25 protein-coding genes and 3 tRNA genes are annotated in these 24386 nt (G+C 65.1%); 12 read left to right on the top strand and 16 right to left on the bottom strand.

Going from position 1 to position 24386, the window contains the following annotated elements; genetic code table 11:
- Positions 1–8: 8 nt before the first annotated feature.
- A complete protein-coding gene (tssA, locus tag NX778_RS07230) occupies positions 9–992 on the top strand; it encodes a type VI secretion system protein TssA (RefSeq protein WP_258810992.1) in 984 nt (327 codons plus the stop codon).
- A 160-nt stretch (positions 993–1152) separates the two neighbouring features.
- Here tssA and NX778_RS07225 read toward each other — a convergent pair whose 3' ends face one another.
- Together NX778_RS07225 and NX778_RS07220 are read right to left on the bottom strand one after the other, a co-directional pair.
- Positions 1153–1731, bottom strand: a complete 579-nt coding sequence (locus NX778_RS07225; RefSeq protein WP_258810991.1) for a phasin family protein — start codon at positions 1729–1731, stop codon at positions 1153–1155.
- A gap of 52 nt (positions 1732–1783) precedes the next feature.
- Positions 1784–1990: a hypothetical protein gene (locus tag NX778_RS07220; RefSeq protein ID WP_258810990.1), complete on the bottom strand. Its 207-nt coding sequence runs from the start codon at positions 1988–1990 to the stop codon at positions 1784–1786.
- A 101-nt stretch (positions 1991–2091) separates the two neighbouring features.
- Between NX778_RS07220 and cueR the strand changes: the two genes are divergently transcribed.
- Entirely contained in the window at positions 2092–2511 is a 420-nt protein-coding gene (gene cueR, locus NX778_RS07215) for a Cu(I)-responsive transcriptional regulator (RefSeq protein WP_258810989.1), read from the top strand.
- 83 nt (positions 2512–2594) lie between these two features.
- On the opposite strand, the gene NX778_RS07210 is transcribed toward cueR, so the two are convergent.
- The 3 genes from NX778_RS07210 to NX778_RS07200 all read right to left on the bottom strand — a co-directional run bounded on the left by NX778_RS07210 (position 2595) and on the right by NX778_RS07200 (position 2982).
- Positions 2595–2679, bottom strand: a tRNA-Leu gene (locus tag NX778_RS07210).
- Positions 2680–2739: 60 nt separating this feature from the next.
- Positions 2740–2824 (bottom strand) — tRNA-Leu (locus NX778_RS07205).
- A 73-nt stretch (positions 2825–2897) separates the two neighbouring features.
- Positions 2898–2982: transfer RNA gene (locus tag NX778_RS07200), tRNA-Leu, on the bottom strand.
- Between the two features lie 182 nt (positions 2983–3164).
- Here NX778_RS07200 and rnr point away from each other — a divergent pair.
- The 4 genes from rnr (at position 3165) to NX778_RS07180 (ending at position 8048) form a co-directional block, all read left to right on the top strand.
- Positions 3165–5633 (top strand): ribonuclease R, encoded by a 2469-nt coding sequence (gene rnr / locus NX778_RS07195; protein ID WP_258810988.1) that lies wholly within the window; start codon positions 3165–3167, stop codon positions 5631–5633.
- A gap of 3 nt (positions 5634–5636) precedes the next feature.
- On the top strand, positions 5637–6380 hold the full coding sequence (rlmB, locus tag NX778_RS07190) for a 23S rRNA (guanosine(2251)-2'-O)-methyltransferase RlmB (protein WP_258810987.1): 744 nt from the start codon (positions 5637–5639) through the stop codon (positions 6378–6380).
- 244 nt (positions 6381–6624) lie between these two features.
- Positions 6625–7362 (top strand): serine O-acetyltransferase, encoded by a 738-nt coding sequence (gene cysE / locus NX778_RS07185; RefSeq protein ID WP_258810986.1) that lies wholly within the window; start codon positions 6625–6627, stop codon positions 7360–7362.
- A gap of 8 nt (positions 7363–7370) precedes the next feature.
- Positions 7371–8048 (top strand): YceH family protein, encoded by a 678-nt coding sequence (locus tag NX778_RS07180; RefSeq protein WP_258810985.1) that lies wholly within the window; start codon positions 7371–7373, stop codon positions 8046–8048.
- Positions 8049–8054: 6 nt separating this feature from the next.
- Here NX778_RS07180 and NX778_RS07175 read toward each other — a convergent pair whose 3' ends face one another.
- The 4 genes from NX778_RS07175 to NX778_RS07160 form a co-directional block, all read right to left on the bottom strand.
- The gene (locus tag NX778_RS07175) at positions 8055–8918 is read right to left on the bottom strand and encodes an ABC transporter permease (protein WP_370661318.1); all 864 of its coding nucleotides are present in this window, start codon (positions 8916–8918) and stop codon (positions 8055–8057) included.
- A gap of 11 nt (positions 8919–8929) precedes the next feature.
- The gene (locus NX778_RS07170) at positions 8930–9706 is read right to left on the bottom strand and encodes an ABC transporter ATP-binding protein (protein ID WP_258810983.1); all 777 of its coding nucleotides are present in this window, start codon (positions 9704–9706) and stop codon (positions 8930–8932) included.
- Entirely contained in the window at positions 9706–10701 is a 996-nt protein-coding gene (locus tag NX778_RS07165; RefSeq protein WP_258810982.1) for an ABC transporter substrate-binding protein, read from the bottom strand. The genes NX778_RS07170 and NX778_RS07165 overlap by 1 nt, the downstream gene beginning before the upstream one ends.
- A 91-nt stretch (positions 10702–10792) precedes the next feature.
- Positions 10793–12127 (bottom strand): porin, encoded by a 1335-nt coding sequence (locus NX778_RS07160; protein ID WP_258810981.1) that lies wholly within the window; start codon positions 12125–12127, stop codon positions 10793–10795.
- A gap of 130 nt (positions 12128–12257) precedes the next feature.
- On the opposite strand from NX778_RS07160, the gene NX778_RS07155 reads away from it, so the two are divergent.
- Both NX778_RS07155 and NX778_RS07150 read left to right on the top strand, forming a co-directional pair.
- Complete coding sequence (locus NX778_RS07155; RefSeq protein ID WP_258810980.1) at positions 12258–12935, top strand: response regulator; 678 nt, start codon at positions 12258–12260, stop codon at positions 12933–12935.
- 2 nt (positions 12936–12937) lie between these two features.
- Positions 12938–14317 carry a sensor histidine kinase gene (locus tag NX778_RS07150; RefSeq protein WP_258810979.1) on the top strand — a complete coding sequence of 460 codons (1380 nt, stop codon included), beginning with the start codon at positions 12938–12940 and terminating at the stop codon, positions 14315–14317.
- Here the strand turns inward: NX778_RS07150 and NX778_RS07145 are convergent.
- From NX778_RS07145 to NX778_RS07115, 7 genes are all read right to left on the bottom strand, one after another.
- Complete coding sequence (locus NX778_RS07145; protein ID WP_258810978.1) at positions 14292–15101, bottom strand: hypothetical protein; 810 nt, start codon at positions 15099–15101, stop codon at positions 14292–14294. The two genes, NX778_RS07150 and NX778_RS07145, sit on opposite strands and share 26 nt — an antisense overlap.
- A gap of 2 nt (positions 15102–15103) precedes the next feature.
- On the bottom strand, positions 15104–16075 hold the full coding sequence (locus NX778_RS07140; RefSeq protein ID WP_258810977.1) for a hypothetical protein: 972 nt from the start codon (positions 16073–16075) through the stop codon (positions 15104–15106).
- Positions 16072–16944: an ABC transporter ATP-binding protein gene (locus NX778_RS07135; protein WP_258810976.1), complete on the bottom strand. Its 873-nt coding sequence runs from the start codon at positions 16942–16944 to the stop codon at positions 16072–16074. The genes NX778_RS07140 and NX778_RS07135 overlap by 4 nt, the downstream gene beginning before the upstream one ends.
- Positions 16941–17309: a GntR family transcriptional regulator gene (locus tag NX778_RS07130; protein WP_258810975.1), complete on the bottom strand. Its 369-nt coding sequence runs from the start codon at positions 17307–17309 to the stop codon at positions 16941–16943. The genes NX778_RS07135 and NX778_RS07130 overlap by 4 nt, the downstream gene beginning before the upstream one ends.
- Positions 17310–17510: 201 nt before the next feature.
- A complete protein-coding gene (locus NX778_RS07125) occupies positions 17511–18263 on the bottom strand; it encodes a UDP-2,3-diacylglucosamine diphosphatase (protein WP_258810974.1) in 753 nt (250 codons plus the stop codon).
- Between the two features lie 26 nt (positions 18264–18289).
- A complete protein-coding gene (locus tag NX778_RS07120; RefSeq protein ID WP_258810973.1) occupies positions 18290–18781 on the bottom strand; it encodes a peptidylprolyl isomerase in 492 nt (163 codons plus the stop codon).
- A gap of 31 nt (positions 18782–18812) precedes the next feature.
- Positions 18813–19418, bottom strand: a complete 606-nt coding sequence (locus tag NX778_RS07115; RefSeq protein ID WP_258810972.1) for a peptidylprolyl isomerase — start codon at positions 19416–19418, stop codon at positions 18813–18815.
- A gap of 208 nt (positions 19419–19626) precedes the next feature.
- On the opposite strand from NX778_RS07115, the gene cysS reads away from it, so the two are divergent.
- From cysS to tilS, 4 genes are all read left to right on the top strand, one after another.
- Positions 19627–21021 carry a cysteine--tRNA ligase gene (gene cysS, locus NX778_RS07110; RefSeq protein WP_258810971.1) on the top strand — a complete coding sequence of 465 codons (1395 nt, stop codon included), beginning with the start codon at positions 19627–19629 and terminating at the stop codon, positions 21019–21021.
- Positions 21021–21677, top strand: coding sequence for a DNA-3-methyladenine glycosylase family protein (locus tag NX778_RS07105; RefSeq protein ID WP_258810970.1), 657 nt, complete (start codon positions 21021–21023; stop codon positions 21675–21677). Before cysS ends, NX778_RS07105 begins: the two co-directional genes overlap by 1 nt.
- 189 nt (positions 21678–21866) lie before the next feature.
- A complete protein-coding gene (locus NX778_RS07100) occupies positions 21867–22844 on the top strand; it encodes an acetyl-CoA carboxylase carboxyltransferase subunit alpha (RefSeq protein ID WP_258810969.1) in 978 nt (325 codons plus the stop codon).
- Positions 22841–24265 carry a tRNA lysidine(34) synthetase TilS gene (tilS, locus tag NX778_RS07095; RefSeq protein ID WP_370661313.1) on the top strand — a complete coding sequence of 475 codons (1425 nt, stop codon included), beginning with the start codon at positions 22841–22843 and terminating at the stop codon, positions 24263–24265. Before NX778_RS07100 ends, tilS begins: the two co-directional genes overlap by 4 nt.
- Positions 24266–24386 lie beyond the last annotated feature (121 nt).

The raw sequence follows: 24386 nt of genomic DNA, 5'->3' as shown, positions 1-24386 counted from the left end.
AGAGGCGCATGCTCGACATCGATCAGCTTCTCAATCCGATCGGCGAAGCGCTGCCCTGCGGCGAAGATATGTCGTTCTCGCCGGAGCTGGACGCCATCGCCAATGCGCGCCGCGCCGACGACCCGACGCTGGAGCAGGGCGCCTGGGTGACCACGCTCAAGGAGGCCGACTGGAAGTTTGTCGCCAGGCGTTGCGCCGAGTTGATCGAACAGCGCAGCAAGGATCTGCAGCTCGCGGTGTGGCTGGCGGAAGCGGGCGCGAAAACGCACGGGCTGCGCGGCCTGGGCGACAGCCTGCTGCTGATCGGCGGGCTGTGCGAGCGCTATTGGGACCACGTCTATCCGCTGCCGGACGAAGGAGGCTTCGAGCAGCGCATCGGCAACCTGCATTGGGTTGTGGCGCGCGTGCCGCAAATGATCATCGAGATTCCGGTGACGGAATCCGGCGGTCATTCGATGAAGGATTTCGACGCTGCGCGCGGGCGCGGCGGCGAGGAGCTGGAAGCGCTGGAAGTGGCGAGCCGGCGCAGCTCGCGCGCGTTTTACGAGGGAATGGTGCGCGATCTCGATCATTGCGCGGCAGCGCTGGCGGATCTTGAGCGGGTCGTCGATGACCGGGTTGGGCAGGACGGGCCGAGTTTTACGGCCGCGAAATCGGCGCTGCAAGGCATGATCCATTTCGTGACGCCGTTCGCGCGCGAAGCGGGGGCGATGCCGAAAGGCGGGGCGGGCGAACAGGCCGATAGCTCAGAAGGGCCTTCGCCGCGTGCGATTTCAGCGGGGCCGATCCAGAATCGCGCGCAGGCGCTGGCGCAGCTGCGCATCGTGGCCGAGTTCTTCCGCCGCACCGAGCCGCACAGCCCGGTGGCCTACCTGGCCGACAAGGCGGCGGCGTGGGGCGAGCAGCCGCTGCACCAGTGGCTGCGCGGGGTGGTCAAGGATGATGCGACCATGACGCGGCTGGAGGAGCTGCTGGGGATCGAGCCCAAGTAAGCAGCGTCGACATAATAGAAAACGTCGTCCCCGTGAAAACGGGGACCCCATTGAGCGTCACGTAGCCGCGAACTGCGCGGCTTCGGAGAGGAAATGGTGTTCCCGCTTTCGCGGGAACGACGTTCACTCTCGAACGAGCCAGCAGCAGCCCGAAAACGGTTTACTCCGTTTCCTTCTCCGCCTGCGCAGCCTTCCCGGCCTTGCCCATCCCCGGCGTCACGAGGGCAGTGGCCTTGACCACCTGCGCTTCCACCTCGTCCACGGCCTTGCGCGTCGCCTGGGTCGCCTTTTCATAGCCGGCGAAGGCGTTGTCGATCGCGGTCTTGATAATCTCGACCGCGTTCTCCGAGCCCGGCTTCACGTTCTGCGTCACGTCGTGGATCAGCGCCGTGAGCGTGTTCTTCGCCTCGCGCGCGTGGGCGTCGGCGGCGTCGCGGAACTCGGTGTGGATGTCTTCGATGATCTGCTTGAGCTGCGTGCCGTGCGCCGTGGCGCCGGCCACGCCGTCCTGCACGCGCGAAGCCATGGTGGCAAACGCCTCCTGCGGATCCTTGGCCTGGCTCAGCGCCTTGCCGGCGGCCAGCGAGCCTTCGACGGAACTCCTGGCCGTCTGCAGGTTCAGCGCGACGACCTGCTGCACGCCCTGCATTGCCTTGTCGGCCAGCGCGTTGAACGTCTGGGTCTGGAGTTCGAACAGCGTCTTGGTGGCGGAAGCAAATTGTTCCGGATTCGTAAACATCGTGTCCCCCTCGGTGGAAAATGGCTACGGCGGTTCTGTTCGTTTCAATAGATTATTGCCGCTTGCTCCGATACTGGCAATGGCTGTCCTGATAGGGTCCGGACGCCTTGTCCCACCCGGGACCGAGCGCGGTCTGCGAGCAGGCCAGCCGCCCGTCCATCTTGCTGCGCCACTGGTACCAGGGCGCGGGTTCGGCGGCCAATTGGCCGGCGCACAGGACGAGCAGGGCGGCGGCAAGCGGTCGGAGCAGATAATTCATGGCAGACTCAGCATAACGCCGCCAGCCCCGAAGTCAAGCGTTTGACCTTTCCATTATGGGAAGGTGTATGCTGAGGTATTGACACTGTAAGGGCCACAGCCATGTCCTGCGTACAAGAATCGATCCGGGATTTCAACATCGGCGAGGCGGCCAAGGCCTCGGGCGTGTCGGCCAAGATGATCCGGCATTACGAGTCGATCGGCCTGATCGGCGAGGCGCGCCGCACTGAATCGAACTACCGCCGCTACAACCGGCAAGACGTGCAGGTGCTGCAATTTATTCACCGCGGCCGCGCGCTGGGCTTTTCGCTGGACCAGATCCGCGACCTGCTTGCGCTGTGGAAGGACAAGCAGCGCTCCAGCAGCGATGTGCGGGCGCTGGCGCAGCGCCATATCGACGAGCTGAACCAGAAGATCGCCGAGCTGCAATCGATGCGGGGCACGCTGGAGCGCCTGGCCGCGTCCTGCCACGGCGACGACCGCTCGGAGTGCCCGATCCTCGAAGACCTGGCCGCGCCGTAACAACAGGCGCCAGAACGCAAAACGCCGCAGTCCTCTTGCAAAGACTGCGGCGTTTTGCGCCGGGCTGTTCAAGCCGGTAGATTTGGTGCCCACGGAGGGACTCGAACCCCCACACCTCGCGGCACATGGACCTGAACCATGCGCGTCTACCAATTCCGCCACGTGGGCACTGCACTAAATCCATTCACTACAACGGCAATAAAACTGCGGAAAACTGCTGCGGTAGAGTGGTGCCCACGGAGGGACTCGAACCCCCACACCTCGCGGCACATGGACCTGAACCATGCGCGTCTACCAATTCCGCCACGTGGGCACTGGTACTACATCAGTTTTACTGCCGGTACTGCGATACTACGGTGCTGCTTGCGGTTGCTGCTCCGGTAGAGTGGTGCCCACGGAGGGACTCGAACCCCCACACCTCGCGGCACATGGACCTGAACCATGCGCGTCTACCAATTCCGCCACGTGGGCACTGCTTCAAACTACGCGGCATCGCTGCCGAGGCCGAGATTATAGCGGAACCTTTTCAAAAGTCAAAGACCCGCCGCGAAATTCCCGAGCACGGTAAGTTAGGTGAATCATGCGGTCCTCCGTTACACTACGCGTGTCAAGGTGTCAATCCTGCCGTTCGCGGCCCACACAAAGAATACGATTTGAAGCAACCTACCCATACCATACCAAGCCGCGAGGAGATCCTCGCCGTGTTTCGCGACAACGGCAGCTCGCTCGAACTCCAGGCCCTCGCGCGCGCGCTCAAGGTCAAGCCTGCTGCGCAGGATGTGCTCACGCGCCGCCTGAACGCGATGGAGCGCGACGGCCAGCTGCGCGTGGACGTCACCGGCCACTACGCGCTGGCCGACCATTCCGGCTTCATCGCGGGCCGCGTCAGCGCCCACCGCGACGGCTTCGGCTTCCTGATCGCGGAGGACGGCAGCGAAGACCTGTTCCTCAGCGATAAAGAAATGCAGAAGGTGCTCAATGGCGACCGCGTGCTCGCGCGCGTCACCGGCACCGACCGCCGCGGCCGGCCGGAAGGCGCGATCGTCGAGGTGGTCGAGCGTGGCAACACCCACGTCATCGGGCGCCTGCTGAACGAGGGCGGCGTCTGGATCGTGTCGCCGGAAGACCAGCGCATCGGCCGCGACATCCTGGTGGTCGGCTCGCCGGGCAAGGCGCGCGACGGCCAGGTGGTCAGCGTCGAGCTGATCGAGCAGCCTTCGCGCTTCCAGCAGCCGACCGGCAAGGTGGTCGAGGTGCTGGGCGAGCTGGATGACCCCGGCATGGAGATCGAGATCGCCGTGCGCAAGTTCGGCGTGCCGCACATCTTCTCGCCCGCCGCGCTCAAGCAGGCCGCCAAGCTGCCGGCCGAAGTGCGTGAGGAAGACATTGGCGAACGGGTCGACCTGCGCGACGTGCCGCTGGTGACCATCGACGGCGAGGACGCGCGCGACTTCGACGACGCCGTCTACTGCGAGCCGATCAAGATCGGCCGCAAGAAGGGCTACCGCCTGCTGGTCGGCATCGCCGACGTCAGCCACTACGTCAAGCCCGGCGATGCGCTCGACAATGACGCGCTGGAACGCAGCACCTCGGTCTACTTCCCGCGCCGCGTGATCCCGATGCTGCCGGAGAAGCTGTCCAATGGCCTGTGCTCGCTGAACCCGCACGTCGACCGCCTCACGCTGGTGTGCGACATGGTCGTCAGCGCCGAAGGCGAAGTGACCGCCTACCAGTTCTATCCGGCCGTGATGCACTCGGCTGCGCGCCTGACCTACACCGCGGTGGCCGACATCCTGGCCAATCCGAAGGGGGAGGAAGCCAAGCGCCGCGCGCCGATCGTGCCGCAGCTGCTGAACCTGAACGAGGTGTTCCACGCGCTGCTGAAGGCCCGCCAGGAACGGGGCGCGATCGACTTCGAGACCACCGAGACCTATATCGTCTGCAATGAGCTGGGCAAGATCGAAAAGATCCTGCCGCGCACCCGCAACGACGCGCACCGCCTGATCGAGGAATGCATGCTGGCCGCCAACGTCTGCGCGGCCGACCTGCTGATCCGCCACAAGCACCCGGGCACCTTCCGGATCCACGCCACGCCGAGCGAAGAAAAGCTGAACCAGCTGCGGACCTTCCTCAAGCAGGCCGGCCTGAACCTGGCGGGCGGCACCAGCCCGTCCGCGGGCGACTACGCCGCGCTGATGCAGCAGATCAAGGAGCGTCCGGACGCGCAACTGCTGCAGACCATGCTGCTGCGCTCGATGCAGCAAGCCGTGTACAGCCCGGACAACATCGGTCACTTCGGCCTGGCCTACGAGGCCTATGCCCACTTCACCAGCCCGATCCGCCGCTACCCGGACCTGCTGACCCACCGCGCGATCAAGGCGATCCTGCAGGGCCGCCGCTACGAACCGACCGGCATCGACCTGTCCAAGTTGAACACGACGCTGTCGAACGCGGCGCGCAAGCAGCTCGCCAAGGACCGCGCGCAAGGCAAGCAGCGCGAAGAGCGCGAGCAGACCATCTGGGACGCCCTGGGCGTGCACTGCTCGGCCAACGAGCGCCGCGCCGACGAAGCGTCGCGTGACGTCGAGAACTGGCTCAAGTGCTATTACATGCAGGACAAGCTGGGCGAGGAGTTCACCGGCGTCGTGGCCGGCGTGACGCCGTTCGGCATCTTCGTGCAGCTGGAAGAATTGTATGTGGAAGGCCTGGTGCACATCACCGAGCTGGGCAGCGATTACTTCCAGTACGACGAGGCGCGCCATGAACTGCGCGGCGAGCGCACCGGCAAGCGCTTCGGCCTGACCGACCGTGTGGTGGTGCAGATCGCCCGCGTCGACCTGGAGGCGCGCAAGATCGACCTGGTGCTGGCCGCCAGCCAGCAAGCGGTGGGTGGTGCTGCCGCGGCGCCGGCGCAGGCGGGCGGCCGCGGTCGCAAGGCCAAGGCCGGGGCGCCGTCGCGCTTCCAACCGGTGTTCGACGAGGAAGTCGAATCCGCCAGGCCGCCGCGCCGCGCGCGCAGCGCCAAACCCGCCAGCGCTCCGGCCAAGAAGAGCGTGAAGAAAACCGCCGCCCCCAAGCCGGCGCGCAAGACCGCATCCAAAACAAGCAGGAAGAAGAAGTAACACATGAAGAACAAAATGATTTTCGGGTTCCACGCGGTGACCTCGCGGCTGCGCCACGAGGCCTCGTCGGTGGAAGAGATCTTCGTCGACGCGTCGCGCAACGACCGCCGCATGCAGGACCTGATCGCCAATGCCAAGTCGGCCGGCGTGCGGGTGATGCCGGTGGAATCGGCACGCCTGGACAAGATCGTGGGAACCCACCGCCACCAGGGCGTGATCGCGTTCGCGGCGCAGCTGTCGCTGGCGCGCAACCTGGATGAACTGCTCGACGCCATCGAAGGTCCGCCGCTGCTGCTGATCCTCGACGGCATCACCGACCCGCACAACCTGGGCGCCTGCCTGCGCGTGGCCGACGGCGCCGGCGCGCACGCGGTGATCGTGCCGAAGGACCGCGCGGTGGGGCTGAACGCCACCGCCGCCAAGGTCGCGAGCGGGGCGGCCGAAAGCGTGCCCTACATCACCGTGACCAACCTGGCGCGCACCATGCGCGAGCTGAAAGAGCGCGGCGTGTGGCTGATCGGCACCTCCGACGACGCCGACAAGGGCCTGTACGAGGCGGACTTCGTCGGCCCGACGGCGCTCGTGATGGGGTCGGAAGGCGAGGGCATGCGGCGCCTGACCCGTGAGACTTGTGACTTGCTCGTCAACATTCCGATGTTCGGGTCGGTGGAGAGCTTGAACGTTTCCGTGGCCTCGGGCGTGTGCCTGTACGAGGCGCGACGGCAGCGGATTGCAAAAGCAAGCTGATAGGTTAGCTTAAAAGCCGTCGTCCCCACGAAGGCGGGGACCAATAGACCGCTTGCCCGGCCGCACGTTTAGCGCCGCAGGCCCGCCAACTCGGCATGGGTCCCCGCCTTCGCGGGGACGACGGGTTTCATTTAACGATGTATCACCGGCTGCCCCACTCAGCCAGAATTGACCCCTCATAAGCAGACCCGATGTGAATCGGCTACCATGGCCTTTGCATCGTAACTACTGCGTGATTACGCCAATGTTCTCCAAGCTGCGAGAAGACATCCACAGCATCATCGAACGCGACCCTGCCGCCCGCAACGGCTGGGAAGTGCTGACCTGCTATCCCGGCCTGCACGCCATCGTCATGCACAGCTGGGCCCACGCCTGCTGGACCGCCGGCTTCAAGTGGCTGGGCCGCTTCATCTCCTACATCGCGCGCATCATCACCGGCATCGAAATCCACCCCGGCGCCACCATCGGCCGCCGTGTCTTCATCGACCACGGCTTCGGCGTCGTCATCGGCGAAACCGCCGTGGTCGGCGACGACTGCACGATCTACCAGGGCGTCACGCTCGGCGGCACCACGCTGGTGGCCGGCACCAAGCGCCACCCTACGCTGGAGCGCGGCGTGATCGTCGGCGCCGGCGCCCAGGTGCTGGGCGGCTTCACCGTCGGCGAATACGCCAAGGTCGGTTCCAACGCCGTGGTCATCAAGCCGGTTCCGGCGGGCGCCACCGCGGTCGGCAACCCGGCCCACATCCTGCGCAAGGAAGACCAGTCGCGCAGCGCCCACCTGTTCGCGGCCTACGGCGTCACACCCAACGGCGACGACCCGCTGTCCAAGGCCCTGCGCGGCCTGATCGACCACGCCGCGCGCCAGGACGAGCAGCTCGAGCGGCTGTGCGCCACCATCAAGGCCGCCGGTATCTCGTGCTCGACCCTCAGCGAGAGTGATAAACTCGATCAGGCACAACTGAACCGCCTGGTTGAATAAGGAAACGCATGTCGATTGAAACCGCGGAAGATTCCGCTTCCGTGCTCGACCCCGTCGAGATCCGCGTCTTGGCCGTGCTGGCCGAAAAAGAGGCGCTTACCCCAGACAATTACCCGATGTCGCTGAACGCGATCGTCAACGGCTGCAATCAATTGTCCAGCCGCGATCCGGTCATGCAGCTGACGGAGGAAGAGGTGCAGGACATCCTGCAGCGCCTGATGGAGCGCAAGCTGGTCAACTGCATCACCCAGGCCGGCGCGCGGGTGCCGAAGTACGAGCACCGCATGCGCATCAAGTGGACGCTGGAGCAGGACAAGCTGGCCGTGCTGGCCGTGCTGATGCTGCGTGGCCCGCAGACTTCGGGCGAAGTGCGCACCCGCACCGGGCGCCTGCACGAGTTCAAGTCGGTGGCGGACGTCGAGGCGGTGTTGCAGTTCCTGATCGACAAATACCCGCCGCTGGTTGCCAAGCTGGACCGCGCGCCCGGCACCAAGGAGCACCGCTACGGCCAATTGCTCGGAGGCGAGCTTGAGTTTGCTTCGGCGGATTCGGATGTGCCCGCACGCGCCGCTCCCGCAATGGCCGGTGGACGCGTGGGGCAATTGGAACAGGAAGTGGCGAGCCTGCGTGCGGAAGTCGAGGCACTGAAAGCCCAGTTCGAGGACTTCCGCAAGCAGTTCGAATAAGGCTGCTTACATGCCGTGCTCGATGAACTGGGCCGGCTTCCACTTCAGCAGCTTGTTCTCCAGCGCCGTCAGCAGGTACTCGGCGGCGAGCGCCACCACCGCCAGCACGATCATCGCGGCGAACACGCCGGCCGCGTTGAAGGTGCCTTGCGCGGTCGAGATCAGCAGGCCGATGCCGTGGCGCGAACCGAGGAACTCGCCGACCACCGCGCCCACCAGCGCAAAGCCGAAGCTCACGTGCAGGCTGGCCAGGATCCAGCTCAGCGCCGACGGAAACACCACCGCGAACGTGACCTGGCGCTTGCTGGCGCCGAGGATGTAGGCATTCGCGATCAGGTTGCGGTCCGCCTCGCGCACGCCCTGGAAGGCGTTGCCGAACACGACGAAGAACACCATCACCACGGCCAGCGCCACCTTCGAGCCCATGCCCAGGCCGAACATGATGATGAAGATCGAGCCCAGCACCACGCGCGGGATCGCGTTGGCAACCTTGATGTAGATGCTGAAGACGTCGGCCGCCAGCTTGTTGCGGCCAAGGGCGATGCCGCAGAAGATGCCCAGCACGCTGCCGATCAGGAAGCCCAGCACCGTTTCCTCCATCGTCACCAGCAATTCCTGGCCGAGCGGTCCCTGGGCCGTGCCTTCGGTGAGCCAGGCCACCAGCTGGTCCCAGATCGCGCTGGGCTGGGAGAAGAAGAAGGGATCGATCCAGCCGATCCGCACCCCCATTTCCCAGGCGGCCAGCACCGCCACCGCCAGCGCGATGCGCAGGAAGATCACGATGCGCCGGTAGTTGACGGCGCGGCGCACCGCCTTGCGTTCCTCGTCGGTGGGAAGCGCGGCCATCGTTGCAGACATTGTTGTATTCATCATGTGCATCTCTAGATTTGAACCTCGGACTTCAGGTCGCTCCAGATCTGCCGCGACAGATCGATGAAGTCCTTCGAATAGCGGGCGGCCGAGACGTCGCGCGGGCGCGCCAGCGGGATGTCATAGATGCTCTTGACCGAGCCGGGGCCCTTCGACAGCACCACCACGCGGTCGGCCAGGGCGATGGCCTCGTCGATGTCGTGGGTGACGAAGACCACCGAGGCCTTGCGCTCCGACCACAGGCCCAGCAGCTCGTCCTGCATCAGCGCGCGGGTCTGCACGTCCAGCGCCGAGAACGGTTCGTCCATCAGCAGGATGCGCGGCTCGTTGATGAAGGTTTGCGCCAGCGCCACGCGCTTGCGCATGCCGCCCGACAGCTGGTGCGGGTAGTGGCGCTCGAAGCCGGCCAGGCCGACGCGGCGCACCCATTCGGTGGCCTTGTCGCGCGCGGCGCTGGCGTCCATGCCGCGGAAGATCGGGCCGGCGGCCACGTTGTCGACCACGTTGCGCCAGGGGAAGACCGCATCCGCCTGGAACACGAAGCCGATGTTCGGGTCGATGCCCTCGACCGGCTTGCCGAAGACGCGCACGGTGCCGGTCGAGGGCGGGTTCAGGCCCGTGATCATGCCCAGGGTCGTGGACTTGCCGCAACCGGTGGGGCCGACGATGGCGCAGAACTCGCCCTCTCTGACCGTCAGGCTGAAGTCCCTCAAGGCGAGGATGGACTTGCCTTGAGGACTGACGAACTTCCGGCTGACGTTCTCTAATTCAATTGCGGCGTGATTCATTACTTTGCGGCTTTCACAAATTCCGTCGTGTAGGTGCTGGCCAGGTTGATGGTCTTGCCTTGCACCGCCTTGTCGAAGCCGCTCAGGACCTTGAGCACGGTCGCCGGGCCGTCGGCCGGCATCACGCCGTCGGCCGTGAACATCTGCTTGCCCGATTCCAGTGCCTCGATGTACTGCTGCTTGTTGGCGGCGTAGTACTCGGGCGGCAGCTTCTCGGCGATTTCCTTGGCGCTGTGGGTGCGGATATATTTCAGCGTCTTCACGAAGGCGGTCGCGATCTTCTGCACCTCGTCCTTGTGGCTGTTGACCCAGGCCGTCGGCATGTACAACGAGGCTGCCGGGTAGGCGCCGCCCAGCGCCGCTTCGGTGCTTTTGCGGGTGCGCAGGTCGATGAGGATCGAGGCGGCGTTGGTCGACACCAGGCGCGAGATGGTCGGCTCGGTGGTCATGCCGGCGTCGATCTTGCCCTGGCCCATGGCGGCGATGAAGGTGGAACCGGCGCCGACCGGCAGCGTGGTGAACTCGCTGTTCTTCACGCCGGCGCGGGCGGCCAGGTACTGGGTCAGGAAGTTGGTCGAGGAACCGAGGCCCGTCACGCCCAGCGTCTTGCCCTTGAAATCGGCCGGCGACTTGATCTCGCCCGCCGCCGCTTTCGACACCAGGATCACTTCGCCCGGCGCTTCGCTGAACTGCACCACCGATTCCACCATCTTGCCGCGCGCCTGCAGGTCGATGGTGTGGTCGTAGAAACCGACCACGCCTTGCGCGGCGCCGGACAGCATCTCGGTCTCGGCATTGACGCCGGCCGGCTCGCTCAGCAGCTGGATGTCGAGGCCGGTTTCCTTCAGGTAGCCGAGCTGTTCGGCCAGCTTGGCCGGCAGGTAGATCTGCTTTTCCATACCGCCCACCATGATGGTGATCTTGTCGGCGGCGTGGACCTGCTGGCCCAGCAGGGCGAAAGCGATGGCGGCCAGGGGTTTGAGAATAAGCTTCATATTGTCTCCGTTGTTTTCCTTGTGGTTTGGGCTGGGCCCGGCTGCGTCCATACTGCCGCCGCCGGGCCGCGCAGTCACGTTACGCAAGCTTTCAGAAGCGGAAGCGCAGGCCGGTGGCGAGTTCGTTCTGCGACTTGAACCCGTGCGCCTGCGAGGCGAGGTAGGTGCCGTCGGTGCTCAGGTGGTCGCCGGCCAGGTACAGTTCGGTACGCTTGTCGAAGTGGTAAAACATCGAGGCATAGGTGGTCTGGCGCTTGCCGGTGCCGGTGCGGGTGGCGGCGGCGGTGCTGGCGTAGGCGTTCAGCACGTAGCCGGAGCCGTTGGTGGCGGCATTGGTCGCGTTCATGGTCTGCCAGCCCAGCTCATAGTCGAACGGGCCGCCCGGCGTGAACTTGGCCGACACGGTGTAGGCGTTGTCGTGGCGGTCGCCGATCGCCACCGGCTGCTCGGCCGTGTAATGGACGTAGCCGGCATTCAGGCGCACCGGGCCCAGCTTGTAGTTGCCGCCCACCGAGTAGGAGGTGTGCTTGTAGTTGTCGACGATGGCCGTGTTGTAGAAGCCCGACACATTGAAGGCGCCGCCGTTGTAGGCCAGCGCCACCGACTTGGTGCTGCCGTTGGTGTTGCTGCCCGGCTCGCCGCCGACCTGGTAGCCGAGGCCGGCCACGATCTTGCCGAAGGCTTTCTTCCAGACGATGCCCTTGTCGTAGCGGGTGCCGGTGGCGCTGCCCGAGTAGAAAATGAACTGCTTGAAGTTGTTGTTGTTGGTGTAGCCGCCTTCGTCCAGCGTCACGCCGGCGCTGCCGTAGGCGTCGCCGTAGATCTTGGAAAATTCGCGGGCCAGGGTGTTCTGGCGGCCGAACGTCAGCTTGCCCAGCGACTTGCTCTCGACGCCGAGCCAGGCGTCGCGGTTGAACAGCACGCCCGGGGTGTCCATGTCGCCGGTCGGCAGTTCGTACTCGCTTTCGAGCTTGAAGATCGCCTTCAGGCCGTCGGTGTTGGGCAGGGCGTGCTCGCCCTCGATGCCCCAGCGGTTGCCGCTGAACCAGGCCACCGACATGTCGTTTTGGGTGGCGCCGGCGCCGTTGGCATTGTCCTTGTGGCTCAGGCTGAGGTCGATCAGGCCGTACAGGCGGACGAGGTCGCCGCCTTTCTGGTAGACCAGGCCGGACTTGCCGGCGGACGCAGACGACAGTGGATCGAGCGTCCCTTCATGTGCGGTGTCGTTGGCGGCATGATTGGCCGCGGCGACCGCTTGTTGCATTTGAGCCAATGCCTGCTGCGCGTCTTGGGCCGCCTTCTGGGCGTCGGCCGCGGCCTTCTGGGCCGTCAGCAGGGCGTCCTGCAGTTGTTGCGGGGATTGGGTCTGCGCGTGGGCGGCGGTGCCGAGCGTGCCGAGCACGGCGATGGCGAGCAGTTTCTTCATGGTGTCTCCTGGTTTTGGTTGTGGTTGAAGCTGTCTGCCAATGTAAAAGTGCGAACCCTACAAATCGCCTACAACCAACATTGCGAAACCGAAATCATTCTGAAAGCTGGGCGGCCGTATGATCGGCTGCATGAAACTGCTGCTGATCGAAGACAATCGGGACTTGTCGGCCTGGCTGACGCGCCTGCTCAACCAGTCCGGCTACGCCGTGGAGCAGGCGTTCAGCGGGGAAGCGGGCGACACCTTGCTGCGCACCCAGACCTATGACGCGGTGCTGCTCGACCTGACCTTGCCGCTGCTGAGCGGCCAGACCCTGCTGCGCCGCCTGCGCGGGCAGGACAATGGCGTGCCGGTCCTGATCATCAGCGCGCAGGACACGCTGCAGGACATCGTCGAGCACCTCAACCTCGGCGCCGACGACTACCTCGCCAAGCCTTTCGATATCCAGGAACTGGAGGCGCGCCTGCGCTGCCTGCTGCGGCGCGCCAGTGGCAAGGCCAGCCCGGTGTTCGGCTGCGGCGCGCTGAGCTACGACAGCAATTCGAAGATGTTCCGGGTCCGCGGCCAGCACCTCGAATTCACGCCGCGCGAGCACGCGGTGCTGGAAGCGCTGCTGCGGCGCGCCGGCAAGACCGTGTCCAAGACCGAGCTGGCCGACAACCTGGTCACGCTCAACGACATGGTCACGCCCAAGGCGGTGGAGGTGTACATCGTCCGCCTGCGCAAGAAGCTGGAAGGCAGCGGCGCCGAGATCATCACCCTGCGCGGCCTGGGCTACATGCTCAGCCCCGCCGTCGTGGCGGCCTGAGCATGAAGAGCCTCAAATCCCGCCTGGCCGCCTGGGTGTTCCTGCCGGTGGTGCTGATCTCCGCCGCCGACCTGGCCGTGACCTTCCACAGCACCGACAGCGTCGCCACGCTGGTGCAGGAGCAGTTGCTGAAGGGCGCGGCGCGCATCATCGCCGAGCACGTCGCCGCCGCCGAGGGCGCGGCCGACGCCAGCGCGCCGCCGGCCGCGTTCGAACTGTTCGAAAACGAGGAGCAGGACCGGGTGTTTTATGCGGTGCGCAGCGCGAACGGCCTGCTGATCGACGGTGACGCCGGCCTCGCGCCGCCCGCCGCGCCAGTGCGCGAGGATGTGGCGACCTATTTTCTCAGCGAGGTGCGCGGCGCGCCGGTGCGGGTGGTGGCGTATGCCGAGAGCCTGCCGGGCGGTGGCCTGGTCACCGCCGAAGTGGCGCAGACGCTGGCCGGGCACGCGGCGCTGCGCAAGAAGCTGTTCCTGATGACGGCGCGCGAGCACCTGCTGCTGGTGGCGCTGGTGCTGGCCGCGCTGGTGATCGCCTTCCGCTGGACCCTGCGTCCGCTGATGCGCTTCGGCGAACTGCTGTCCGCGCGGCAGCCGGGCTCGCTGGAGCCGCTGCGCGCGCAGGAAGTGCCGAAGGAGCTGCTGCCGGTCACCGAAGCCCTCAACGGCTACGTCGTGCGGCTGGACAGCACGCTCAGTTCCTACGAGCGCTTCGTGGCCGGCACCGCGCATCACCTGCGGACCTACTTCGCCATCCTCACGTCACAGCTCAATTTCGGCATGCGCGAAGCCGGCATCCCGGAGGAACAGAAGACATTGCTGGCGGCGATGCAGAAGACCACCGTCGAAGGAACCAAGGTGATCAACCAGCTGCTGATGCTGGCGGCGGTGGAGCAGGGGCGCCAGCACCCGCAGTCAGGCGGCCCGCAGCCCACCATCATGCTCGGCCAGGTGGTGACCTCGGTGATCGAGGAACTGGCGCCGCTGGCGCACCGCCATGCCGTCGAGCTTGGGCTGGACGGCAGCGAGGAGAAGCTGGCGGTGAGCGCGGCGCCGCACCTGCTGCGCGAGATCGCTTTCAACCTGGTCGACAACGCGATCAAGCACATGGACGGTCCCGGCTCGGTGAGCGTCGTCGTGCGGCGCGACGGCGCCTGTGCCTTGCTGCGCATCGTCGACAACGGGCCGGGGATCGAGGCGCGGCATATCGGGCGCGTGTTCGAGCGTTTCTACCGCGCCGACCAGGGCAAGCCGAACAGCTCCGGCCTTGGCCTCGCCATCGTGAAAGAAATCTGCGACAGCCTGGGCGCTGCCATCATGTTGCGCAACGTGAATGGCGGCGGCTTGCAGGTCGACGTCAGGGTGCCCCTGGCGCAGCCGTAGCGACCATGGTCTCGGGCGCGTATTCCAGCTTCACCAGCGCGTCGTCCGGCCAGCTCTTGTCACCCAGCTTGATGTTGAAGCTGTGCTTGCTGGTGCTGAGCTTGATGTTGCGCTCGCCATCGACCAGGTGCGCGGAAACCACCTCGGCCGGGCTGAAGAAGCTGAAATTCGCATAGTCCTTGCCGATGCTGGCCATGCACCAGTCGCGGCTGAGCAGGATCGAGTTGGCGAGGGCGACGATCCAGAACGGGATCTCTTCCTTGACGATGGCCACCTGCACCTTGCACTCCAGGCGCAGGTCGCCCAGCCGGCGCACATTGTCCGGCAGGCCGGGCGTGCGCACGTCCACCGACATCTTGTAGCTGCCCTTTTTCTGGTTCAGGATGAGGTCGGCGTTGCCGTCGTACAGGACCTCGTTGCGCGGCACGACGAAATAGCCATCCGCGCCGATCGGCACCGGCACCGACAGGTCGTTGCTGGCGATGCGCAGGCCGAATTGCTCGCCCGGTCCCGCCACGGCCACCGCGGTCGTGTTGCATACGCCGATGCACTGGCCCTTGCCCTTGTTCGCCATGATCCGGAACTTCAGTCGGGGTACGGCCGGCGCCAGCTCGTGCTCGTCGTCGAACTTGTCCAGTCCCTTCCAGATGGCGCGGTAGGACTTCATCTCCGGATTCTTGACGCCTTGGACGGGGACGGTCTGGATTTCCTCGTCCTGGGCGGCGGCGGCGCCCGCCGCGCCACCCAGCGCCAGTGCGAATGCGATTGCGGTCAGGCGGCGCATGTTCAACCCTCGTCGCGCCAGCGGCGGATACGGACTGCCGCGTACAGCATCGCCACGCCCGCTGCCACCCCGATCCATGCCTCGGCCGAAGCCAGCGAGGCCCAGGACTGGCTGATCAGGACCGGCACGTTGAGGCCGGCATGTTCCGGCAACATCAAGGCCTCCGGCGAAATCACGTGGTACTTGAACCAGATACCCGGCATCACGCCCGCCAGCCCGTGCACGACGATTTCGCGCACCACCTGGAACAGCGGGCCGCCATCGAGCTGGATGCCATAGATCAGGAAACTGACCCAGCGCACGATCAGCAGGGCGACGATCGGCGCGCCGACTGCCCACAGGAAGACCTTGGAGCGCGCCCAGCTCGACACCAGCATCAGCCAGCCGATGGTCGGCAGGGCCCAGACGATGTACACCGGCAGCAGGCTGAACAAGGCCAGCGGCGCGAGGTACAGGTTGGGGCTGGCGATCACCTGGCTGAACAGGTTCACGCCGTGGAAGGTGAGCACCGTGCAGGCCGCGAACAGGAACACCAGCGACAGCACGATCGCCACCGCGCCCGTGATCGCCGGGCTGACCACGGCGGCGGTCAGCACCTTGGACAGCACGCTCATTTCGTCCGACACCGGCAGCGATTTCCAGAACAGGATGCTGCGGTCGCGGCGCTCGTCGTACAGGGCGCCCAGGCAATACCAGAACACCACCACGGCCAGCATCAGGAACAGCGGGGCCGAGACGAACAGGTAGCCGCTGGTGGCGATCTGCGCGAGCTTGGCCTGCATCTCCGGCGGCAGGCCATTGATGGCAACATGCTGGCCGTTCACTTCCATATTGAACACGCGGACCGTCTTGCCGAAGATGAGCGATCCGACCATGGTGGCCAGCATCAGCGATGCGACCACCACCGGCGCGATATACATCGACCCCTTGTGCTCCCAGAACTCACGGCGGAGCAGCCATTTCATCGTCTTCATGCGTAAGTTCCTTTCATCGTCGCCACGAACAGGTCGGCAACGCTGGGATTGCGGGTTTCGCCGAGGGTGGCCAGCTGGGCGCGCGAGACGCCGTTGGGGCCGCGCGTGTCGAACAGCATCACGGCCTTGCCGAACACGGTGCGGGTGTCGATCGGCGCCAGCGCGTTGGCGGCGGTGACCTTGTCGGCGGCGACCATCACCTCGGTGTAGCGCTCGCCGATCTCGTCCATCGACGCGGCCAGGATGATCTTGCCGTCGCGGATGAACATCAGGTCGGTGAGGATGTGCTCGACTTCTTCCACCTGGTGGGTCGTGATGACGATCGTCTTTTCTTCGTCAAAATAGTCTTCCAGCAGGTTCTGGTAGAACTGCTTGCGGTAGATGATGTCCAGGCCCAGGGTCGGCTCGTCCAGCACCAGCAGCTTGGCGTCGATGGCCATCACCAGCGCCAGGTGCAGCTGGACGATCATGCCCTTGGACATTTGCTTGACCTTCATCGACGGCGTGAGCTTGGTGTTGGCCAGGTAGCGCTCGGCCTTGGCGCGGTCGAAGCGGGGATGGATGCCGGCCACGAAATCGATGGCGTCGGCCACGCGCAGCCAGCGCGGCAGGATGGCGACGTCGGCGATGAAGCACACGTCCTGCATCAGCTCGTCGCGCTGGGTGCGTGGATCCTTGCCGAGGACGCTCAGTTCGCCTTCGAAGGGGATCAGGCCCAGCGCCGCTTTCAGGGTGGTGGTCTTGCCCGAGCCGTTGGGGCCGATCAGGCCGATGATGCGGCCGGCGGGGATGTCGAAGCTGACGTTGTCGACGGCGGTCTGCTTGCCGTAGCGCTTGGTCAGGCCCTGGGCGGAAATCACGGCGCTCATGCTGCACCTCCCGGGTTGGCCTGGGCGAGCAGCAGGGCCGGATCGATGCCGAGGCGGCGGATGCGTTCCAGCATGGCCGGCCATTCCTCGCGCATGAAGCGTTCGCGCTCGCTGGCGAGCAGTTTTTCGCTAGCACCATCAGTGACGTACATGCCGATACCCCTTCTTTTTTCCACGAGTTGTTCGTCCACCAGTTCCTGGTACGCCTTGGACACGGTGATCGGGTTGAGCTGGTACTCCGCGGCCACCTGGCGGACCGAGGGGAGCGGGTCGCCAGCCTTGAGTACGCCGTCGAGCATCATGCCGACCACGCGCTCCTTGAGCTGGCGGTAAATGGGTGTGTTGTCGTTCCAGCCGACTGTCATGCGGCCTCCCTGTTGTTGACTTTACTACATGATCGGACCACTTCGGTGATGTGATGAAGTGGTGTTGTAGTGAAGTATAACAGTGAGTCTTTACGTGTCAAGAAAAATTTTCAACTGATGGTTACAGATGGTGAGTAGCGCTCGCGCCAGCAAATAAGAGATCGTCGTGCCCGGCACACTGCCGAGCCCGACGGTGACTAATTAGTCAGCGGAGATGGTATGGACGGCGAGCGTGCCATCTTCGGACAGCTCAATCCACCCGCCGCGCTTCGGCTCGGCATCGAGCTCCCAGTCGGGCAGGACGTAGCGTCGCCGCGCGCCGTGCTGGTGGAGGTTCGGCCGATGCGTGTGGCCGTGGATGATGACATCCGCGCCCGTAGCGGCGAACAGCGCCTCCACCGCATCCGGCGTCACATCCATGATCTCGTAGGATTTGGTGGCATGCGCCTCGCGGCTGCCTTCGCGCAGCCCGGCGATGATCTGCTTGCGCTGGACCAGCGGTAATGACAGGAACTGCCGCTGCCACGCCGCATTGCGCACTTGCGCGCGAAACGCCATGTACTTGGTGTCGGCGGTGCATTCCGCATCGCCATGCACCAGCGCGATCCGCGTGCCGCCAGCCGTGATGACGTGCGGCTCGCCAAGCAAGGTCAAGCCGGCTGCGCGCGCGAACGCCTCGCCAACGAGGAAGTCGCGATTGCCCGCGATCCAGAAAACCTCGACGCCGCCGTCGGCCAGCGCCCGCAGCGCGTTCACCACGCGGAGATGGAAAGGCTCGGCCAGGTCATCGTCCCCAGCCCAGTATTCGAAGATATCGCCCAGCAGATAGAGCTGCCGGGCATGCGGCGCGCGCTCGGCCAGGAAGCCGAAGAACGCTTCGGCCGTGCGCGGATGCGATTCCTGCAGGTGCAGGTCGGAGAGGAACAGCGCGAGCGGGCGCGACGGTGTACTCATGCGGCGGTCAGCTCGCGCTTTGATAATCAGACGACTTCGACGCTCTCGATGATCACCGGCTCGGCCGGCACGTCCGAGTGCATGCCGCTGCGGCCGGTCTTGACGGTGTTGATCTGGTCGACGACTTCCTGGCCTTCGGTGACCTTGCCGAACACGGCGTAGCCCCAGCCGTCCTGGCCCGGATAGTCGAGGAAGCTGTTGTTCTTGGTGTTGATGAAGAACTGCGCCGAAGCCGAGTGCGGGGCCGAGGTGCGCGCCATGGCGATGGTGTACTTGTCGTTCTTCAGGCCGTTCTTGGCTTCGTTTTCCACGGTCTGGTTGGCCGGCTTCTGGCTCATGTTCGGCTCGAAGCCGCCGCCCTGGATCATGAAGTCCTTGATCACGCGGTGGAAGATGGTGTTGCTGAAGTGGCCGGCGTTGACGTAGTCGAGGAAGTTGGCGACGGTCTTCGGCGCCTTGGCTTCGTCCAGCTCGATGGTGATGTTGCCCTTGTTGGTGCTCATGCGTACGGTGGCCATGTCTTGTCCTTGTTTGGGAGTTGCGAAACCGTTATTTTACCGCCTCGGCCGATTTCACGACGCTTGCGGATTTGATGAGCACTGGCGTGATGGGCACGTTCTGCAGGCCGTGCACGTCGTCCACCACCACCTTGGCGATCTTGTCGACCACGTCCTGGCCTTTGATGACCTTGCCGAACACGGTGTAGCCGCCGTCGCCCTTCGGGCCCGGATAGTCCAGGCCGCTGTTGTCGCCGACGTTGATGAAGAACTGCGAGGTGGCCGAATCCGGGCTGTCCTCGCGCGCCATCGAGATGGTGTAGGGCTGGTTCGACAGGCCGTTCTTCGACTCGTTCACGATCGGCTTGCCGGCGCGCTTGGGCAGCAATTTCTCGGTCAGGCCGCCGCCCTGGATCATGAAGCCGTCGATCACGCGGTGGAAAATGGTGCCTTTGTAATAGCCGCTCTTCACGTAATGGAGGAAGTTGGCGACCGTCTTGGGCGCGGCTTCCTGGTTCAGGTCAACGACGATCTCGCCCATCGAGGTCTTGAGCGACACTTGCGGGTCGGCCAGCGCAGCGCTGGACAATAGCAGCGCGGAAACGAGCAGGGCGCCGCGCGCAAACAGGGAGGGGGTACGGTGTTTCAGTTCAGCCATCGTGGTTCTCTCTTGGTGGAGGTGGCGCAAAGTGCTGTCAAGGCTTTTCCAGAAAAATAATCCCGGGCCAAACAGCGGCCAGTGGGGATTTTAAGGATGCTATACTCTGCCAACCCGTCCCATTCTATCAAAACAATAACATCGCACAGGGACCTGACGTTCTCGGCGCAAGCTCGGTTCGACGCCGGCTTGCGCCTCAAAAGTATTCATGAGCCAACTAAAAATCTATAACACGCTCGCGCGTGACAAACAGGTATTCGTTCCGATGGTTCCCGGCAAGGTCGGGATGTATGTGTGCGGCATCACCGTCTACGACCTGTGCCACGTCGGCCACGCGCGCATGATGGTCGTGTTCGATTACATCTACCGCTGGCTCATGGCGTCCGGCTACGACGTCAAATACATCCGCAACATCACCGACATCGACGACAAGATCATCAAGCGCGCCGTGGAAAACGGCGAGACCCTGTCCTCGCTGACCTCGCGCATGATCACCGCCATGCACGACGACTTCGCGGCGCTCGGCGTGCTCACGCCCAGCGTCGAGCCGCGCGCCACCGAATACGTGCCGCAGATGCTGTCCATCATCGGCAAGCTGGAGCAGAAGGGCCTGGCGTACCAGGGCGAGGACGGCGACGTCAACTACGCCGTGCGCGATTTTCCCGGCTACGGAAAGCTTTCCGGCAAGTCGCTGGACGACCTGCGCGCCGGCGAACGCGTCGATGTCAATACCGGCAAGCGCGATCCGCTCGACTTCGTGCTCTGGAAGTCCGCCAAGGAAAACGAGCCGGAAGAAGCGAAGTGGGATTCGCAGTGGGGCCGCGGCCGCCCGGGCTGGCACATCGAGTGCTCGGCCATGTCGTGCGCGCTGCTGGGCGAGCACTTCGACATCCACGGCGGCGGCATGGACTTGCAGTTCCCGCACCACGAGAACGAAATCGCGCAGTCCGAAGGCGCCTTCGGCAACAAGATGGTGAACTACTGGGTGCACAACGGCTTCGTGCGCGTCGATAACGAGAAGATGTCCAAATCGCTGGGCAACTTCTTCACGATCCGCGACGTGCTGCAGAAATACGATGGCGAAGTGATCCGCTTCTTCGTCGTACGCGCCCACTACCGCAGCCCGATCAATTACGCCGACACCAACCTCGACGACGCCAAGGCCGCGCTGACGCGCCTGTACACCGCGCTGGCCGACATCGACCTGGGCGACCAGGCGCTGGAGGTCGACTGGACCGAGGAGCACGCGGCGCGCGTGCGCGAGGCGATGGACGACGACTTCAACACGCCGCTGGCGGTGGCCGAGCTGTTCGACCTGGCCAACCAGGTCAACAAGACCAAATCGGTCATCGACGCCCGCCAGCTGAAGGCGCTCGGGGGCGTGCTGGGCCTGCTGCAGCGTGAGCCGCAAGCCTTCCTGCGCGCCGGCGCGGGCGAGGGCGGCATGGACGAGGCCAAGATCGTGGACGCCATCGCCCAGCGCAAGGCCGCCAAGCAGGCCCGCAACTTCGCCGAGGCCGACCGCATCCGCGCCGAGTTGACGGCGGCCGGGGTGGTCCTCGAAGACAAGCCCGACGGCACCACCAACTGGCGCCGCGCATAATGGCACTAGGCAAGGATAAAGCGGGGGTAGCCCCGCCGCTCGACGTTCCCGCGTACTGGGCCGAGGCCAAGGCCGAGCTCATGAAGCGCGACCGGATCATGAACAAGCTGATCCCGCAGTTTGGCGACATGCACCTGCGCGGCCATCCCGATCCCTTCACCACGCTGGCGCGCTCGATCGTCGGCCAGCAGGCCACGCCCAAGGCGGCCGACGCGGCCTGGGGCAAGCTGCAGGACCTGTGCCCGAAGTTCACCCCAGCCCAGGTGGCCAAGGTGGGGGCGGCGCCGATCGCCGGCTGCGGCCTGTCCAAGCGCAAGACCGAATACATCCTCGACCTGGCCGACAGCTTCAAGGCCAAGCGCGTGCACAGCGACCTGTGGGCCGAGATGGGTGACGAGGCGGTGATTGCCGAACTGGTCCAGATCCGCGGGATTACCCGCTGGACAGCCGAGATGTTTTTGATATTTAATCTGCTCCGGCCGAACGTCTTGCCGCTGGACGACCCGGGCCTGATCCAGGGCATCAGCCAGAACTACTTCTCGGGCGAGCCGGTCTCGCGCAGCGATGCGCGCGAAGTGTCGGCCAACTGGGAACCGTGGCGAACGGTTGCCACGTGGTATTTATGGCGTAGTTTGGACCCGGTTCCGGTAGAATAACGCCTGACACCGCCGCGAGGGGAAAGCGTATTGCTCCGCGGCTAAGAACAAACGGCCCGTTACCCCAAAGCCGTCGTCCCCGCGCAGGCGGGGACCCATAGACCGCGTGACCGCACGCTCAGCATGGGTTCCCGCTTTCGCGGGAACGACGGGTTTAAGTTAACGGGCTTGAATAATCCCGGAGTAATAATGACCAAAACAACCTTCCTCAGTTTCGAACAGCCAATCGCCGAGCTCGATTCGAAAATTGAAGAACTGCGCTTCGTGCAGGACGATTCCGCCGTCGACATCTCCGAAGAGATCGACCGCCTGGCCAAGAAAAGCCAGCAGCTGACCAAGGACATCTACGCCAAGCTCACCCCGTGGCAGGTGTCACAGATCGCGCGCCATCCGCAGCGTCCGTACACGATGGACTATGTGAACGCGATCTTCACCGATTTCCATGAACTGCACGGCGACCGCACCTTCGCCGACGACCAGTCGATCATTGGCGGCCTCGCGCGCTTCAACGGCCAGGCCTGCATGGTCATCGGCCACCAGAAGGGCCGCGACACCAAGGAGCGCGCCGCGCGCAACTTCGGCATGCCGCGTCCGGAAGGCTATCGCAAGGCCATGCGCCTGATGAAGCTGGCCGAGAAATTCAACCTGCCGATCTTCACCTTCGTCGACACCCCGGGTGCTTTCCCCGGCATCGACGCCGAAGAGCGCGGCCAGTCCGAAGCCATCGGCCACAACTTGTACGTGATGGCCGAACTGAAGGTGCCGCTGATCGCCACCATCATCGGTGAAGGCGGCTCCGGCGGCGCGCTGGCGATCGCCGTCGGCGATGCCGTGCTGATGCTGCAATACGCCACCTACTCGGTGATCTCGCCGGAAGGCTGCGCCTCGATCCTGTGGAAGACCGCCGAGCGCGCGTCCGACGCCGCCGACGCGCTGGGCCTGACCGCGCACCGCCTCAAGGCCATGGGCCTGGTCGACAAGATCGTCAGCGAGCCGCTGGGCGGCGCGCACCGCGATCCGGCCCAGATGGCCCAGCTGCTCAAGCGCGCGCTGGCCGACACCCTGCGCCAGTTCCAGGGCGTGAAGACCAAGGACCTGCTCGAAGCCCGTCACCAGAAGCTGATGAGCTACGGTAAGTTCAAAGAGACCACGCCGACCGAAGAGTGAGCCGCCGCAGTTCCGGGCAGTCCGCTGCCCGGTCGATTCCTTCCACGCTCGCACGCGCGCTCGACGCGCTGCGGGCCGACCTTCCTGCCATCGCCGTCGCCCTGAGCGGTGGGCTCGACTCGATGGTGCTGCTGCATCTCGCGCACGCATGGGCGCGGGAGCAGGGCGTCGCACTGTTTGCCTTCCACGTTCACCACGGCCTGTCCGCGAATGCCGGCCAGTGGCTCGCGCATTGCGAGCAGGCGTGCGCCGCGCTTGGCGTGACCTTCGACCATCGCCGCGTCGCGGTCGCCAAGGATGGCTCCGGCATCGAGCAGGCCGCGCGCAAGCAGCGCTACCTGGCGCTGGGCGAAATGTGCCGCGCACACGGCGTGCCGCTGCTGCTCACCGCGCACCATCAGGATGACCAGGCCGAGACCGTGCTGCTGCAGCTGATGCGCGGCTCCGGCCCTGCGGGCTTGTCCGGCATGGACGGCGCCAACCGCGCCGCGACCCTGCTGGGCGACGGCAACACCGTGATGGCGCGCCCGCTGCTGGCCGTGTCGCGCGCCGAACTCGAAACGTGGGCGCGCGAAAATTCGGTCGCCTGGGTGGACGACGAATCGAACGCCGATCCGCGTTACGCCCGCAACGCGCTGCGCCATCAGGTGATGCCGGCGCTGGCCCAGGCCTTCCCCGGATTCCAGCAACGCATCGCCCGCAGCGCCGCCCACGCCCAGGCGGCGCAGCGCCTGCTGGACCAGCTGGCGGCGCAGGACCTGGCCGCCTGCCTCGATGGCGAGGCCTTGGTAATGGCGCGTGTCCGGCCGCTGGGCAAGGACCGCATCGACAACCTGTTGCGCTACTGGTTCGGCACGCGCGGCCTGCGCATGCCATCCACCAGCTGGCTCGACGAAATGGTCGGCCAGGTGCTCGACGCCCGCGAAGATGCGCAACTGCGCGTGACGCATCCCGAATGCGAAATCCGCCGCCACCGCGACCGCCTGTTCATTACCCCGCGCCTGCCCGAGCTGGCCGGCATGCGCGACCGCGACGACATCGGCGTCCTCGTCAAGGAAGGGCAGGGCTTCGTGTGGCAGGGCGAAGCGTCGATCGACTTCCCCGATTACGGCGGCGTGTTGCACTTCGACGCGGGCGCAGGGCAGGGCTTCGAGGCCGGCTGGCTGCGCGGCCGGGCCCTCACCATCGACTTTCGCCAGGGCGGCGAACGGCTCAAGCTGGCCGCCAACCGTCCTTCGCGCGGCCTGAAGGCGCACTACCAGTCGCTGGGCGTGCCAACCTGGCAACGCGAACGTTTGCCGCTGGTGTTCGCCGGCGAGGACCTGTTGTTCGCAGCCGGCATCGGCATGGATTGCCACCACTTTGGCAGCGGCCCGGGCGGGCTGGTCGCGCTGCGCTGGGAGCCCCATCCCGCGCAATAAATCCCACGAAACAGAATTTGCATATTCTTAATCGTTCTGTGATTTTGGCATTTTCGATCTTGTTATTTTGCGCTGCAGCATGCTAGAGTTAGGATTACTCTTTTGATTTTTCTCAGCTGGA

It is taken from the genome of Massilia terrae, from assembly GCF_024753145.1.
GTDB classification, from domain to species: domain Bacteria; phylum Pseudomonadota; class Gammaproteobacteria; order Burkholderiales; family Burkholderiaceae_D; genus Telluria; species Telluria terrae.
This window is presented reverse-complemented; position numbering and strand designations above follow the sequence as displayed.

Bases quoted from the DNA above. Each gene is read 5' to 3' on its own strand.
- tssA (WP_258810992.1), top strand. From the start codon at position 9: ATGCTCGACATCGATCAGCTTCTCAATCCGATCGGCGAAGCGCTGCCC.
- NX778_RS07125 (WP_258810974.1), bottom strand. From the start codon at position 18,263: ATGAGTACACCGTCGCGCCCGCTCGCGCTGTTCCTCTCCGACCTGCAC.
- cysE (WP_258810986.1), top strand. From the start codon at position 6,625: ATGTTCTCCAAGCTGCGAGAAGACATCCACAGCATCATCGAACGCGAC.
- NX778_RS07115 (WP_258810972.1), bottom strand. From the start codon at position 19,418: ATGGCTGAACTGAAACACCGTACCCCCTCCCTGTTTGCGCGCGGCGCC.
- NX778_RS07150 (WP_258810979.1), top strand. From the start codon at position 12,938: ATGAAGAGCCTCAAATCCCGCCTGGCCGCCTGGGTGTTCCTGCCGGTG.
- NX778_RS07100 (WP_258810969.1), top strand. From the start codon at position 21,867: ATGACCAAAACAACCTTCCTCAGTTTCGAACAGCCAATCGCCGAGCTC.
- NX778_RS07180 (WP_258810985.1), top strand. From the start codon at position 7,371: ATGTCGATTGAAACCGCGGAAGATTCCGCTTCCGTGCTCGACCCCGTC.
- NX778_RS07175 (WP_370661318.1), bottom strand. From the start codon at position 8,918: ATGAATACAACAATGTCTGCAACGATGGCCGCGCTTCCCACCGACGAG.
- NX778_RS07220 (WP_258810990.1), bottom strand. From the start codon at position 1,990: ATGAATTATCTGCTCCGACCGCTTGCCGCCGCCCTGCTCGTCCTGTGC.
- NX778_RS07140 (WP_258810977.1), bottom strand. From the start codon at position 16,075: ATGAAGACGATGAAATGGCTGCTCCGCCGTGAGTTCTGGGAGCACAAG.
- NX778_RS07135 (WP_258810976.1), bottom strand. From the start codon at position 16,944: ATGAGCGCCGTGATTTCCGCCCAGGGCCTGACCAAGCGCTACGGCAAG.
- NX778_RS07155 (WP_258810980.1), top strand. From the start codon at position 12,258: ATGAAACTGCTGCTGATCGAAGACAATCGGGACTTGTCGGCCTGGCTG.
- cueR (WP_258810989.1), top strand. From the start codon at position 2,092: ATGTCCTGCGTACAAGAATCGATCCGGGATTTCAACATCGGCGAGGCG.
- cysS (WP_258810971.1), top strand. From the start codon at position 19,627: ATGAGCCAACTAAAAATCTATAACACGCTCGCGCGTGACAAACAGGTA.
- NX778_RS07130 (WP_258810975.1), bottom strand. From the start codon at position 17,309: ATGACAGTCGGCTGGAACGACAACACACCCATTTACCGCCAGCTCAAG.
- NX778_RS07165 (WP_258810982.1), bottom strand. From the start codon at position 10,701: ATGAAGCTTATTCTCAAACCCCTGGCCGCCATCGCTTTCGCCCTGCTG.
- rlmB (WP_258810987.1), top strand. From the start codon at position 5,637: ATGAAGAACAAAATGATTTTCGGGTTCCACGCGGTGACCTCGCGGCTG.
- NX778_RS07120 (WP_258810973.1), bottom strand. From the start codon at position 18,781: ATGGCCACCGTACGCATGAGCACCAACAAGGGCAACATCACCATCGAG.
- NX778_RS07145 (WP_258810978.1), bottom strand. From the start codon at position 15,101: ATGCGCCGCCTGACCGCAATCGCATTCGCACTGGCGCTGGGTGGCGCG.
- NX778_RS07170 (WP_258810983.1), bottom strand. From the start codon at position 9,706: ATGAATCACGCCGCAATTGAATTAGAGAACGTCAGCCGGAAGTTCGTC.
- NX778_RS07105 (WP_258810970.1), top strand. From the start codon at position 21,021: ATGGCACTAGGCAAGGATAAAGCGGGGGTAGCCCCGCCGCTCGACGTT.
- NX778_RS07160 (WP_258810981.1), bottom strand. From the start codon at position 12,127: ATGAAGAAACTGCTCGCCATCGCCGTGCTCGGCACGCTCGGCACCGCC.
- NX778_RS07225 (WP_258810991.1), bottom strand. From the start codon at position 1,731: ATGTTTACGAATCCGGAACAATTTGCTTCCGCCACCAAGACGCTGTTC.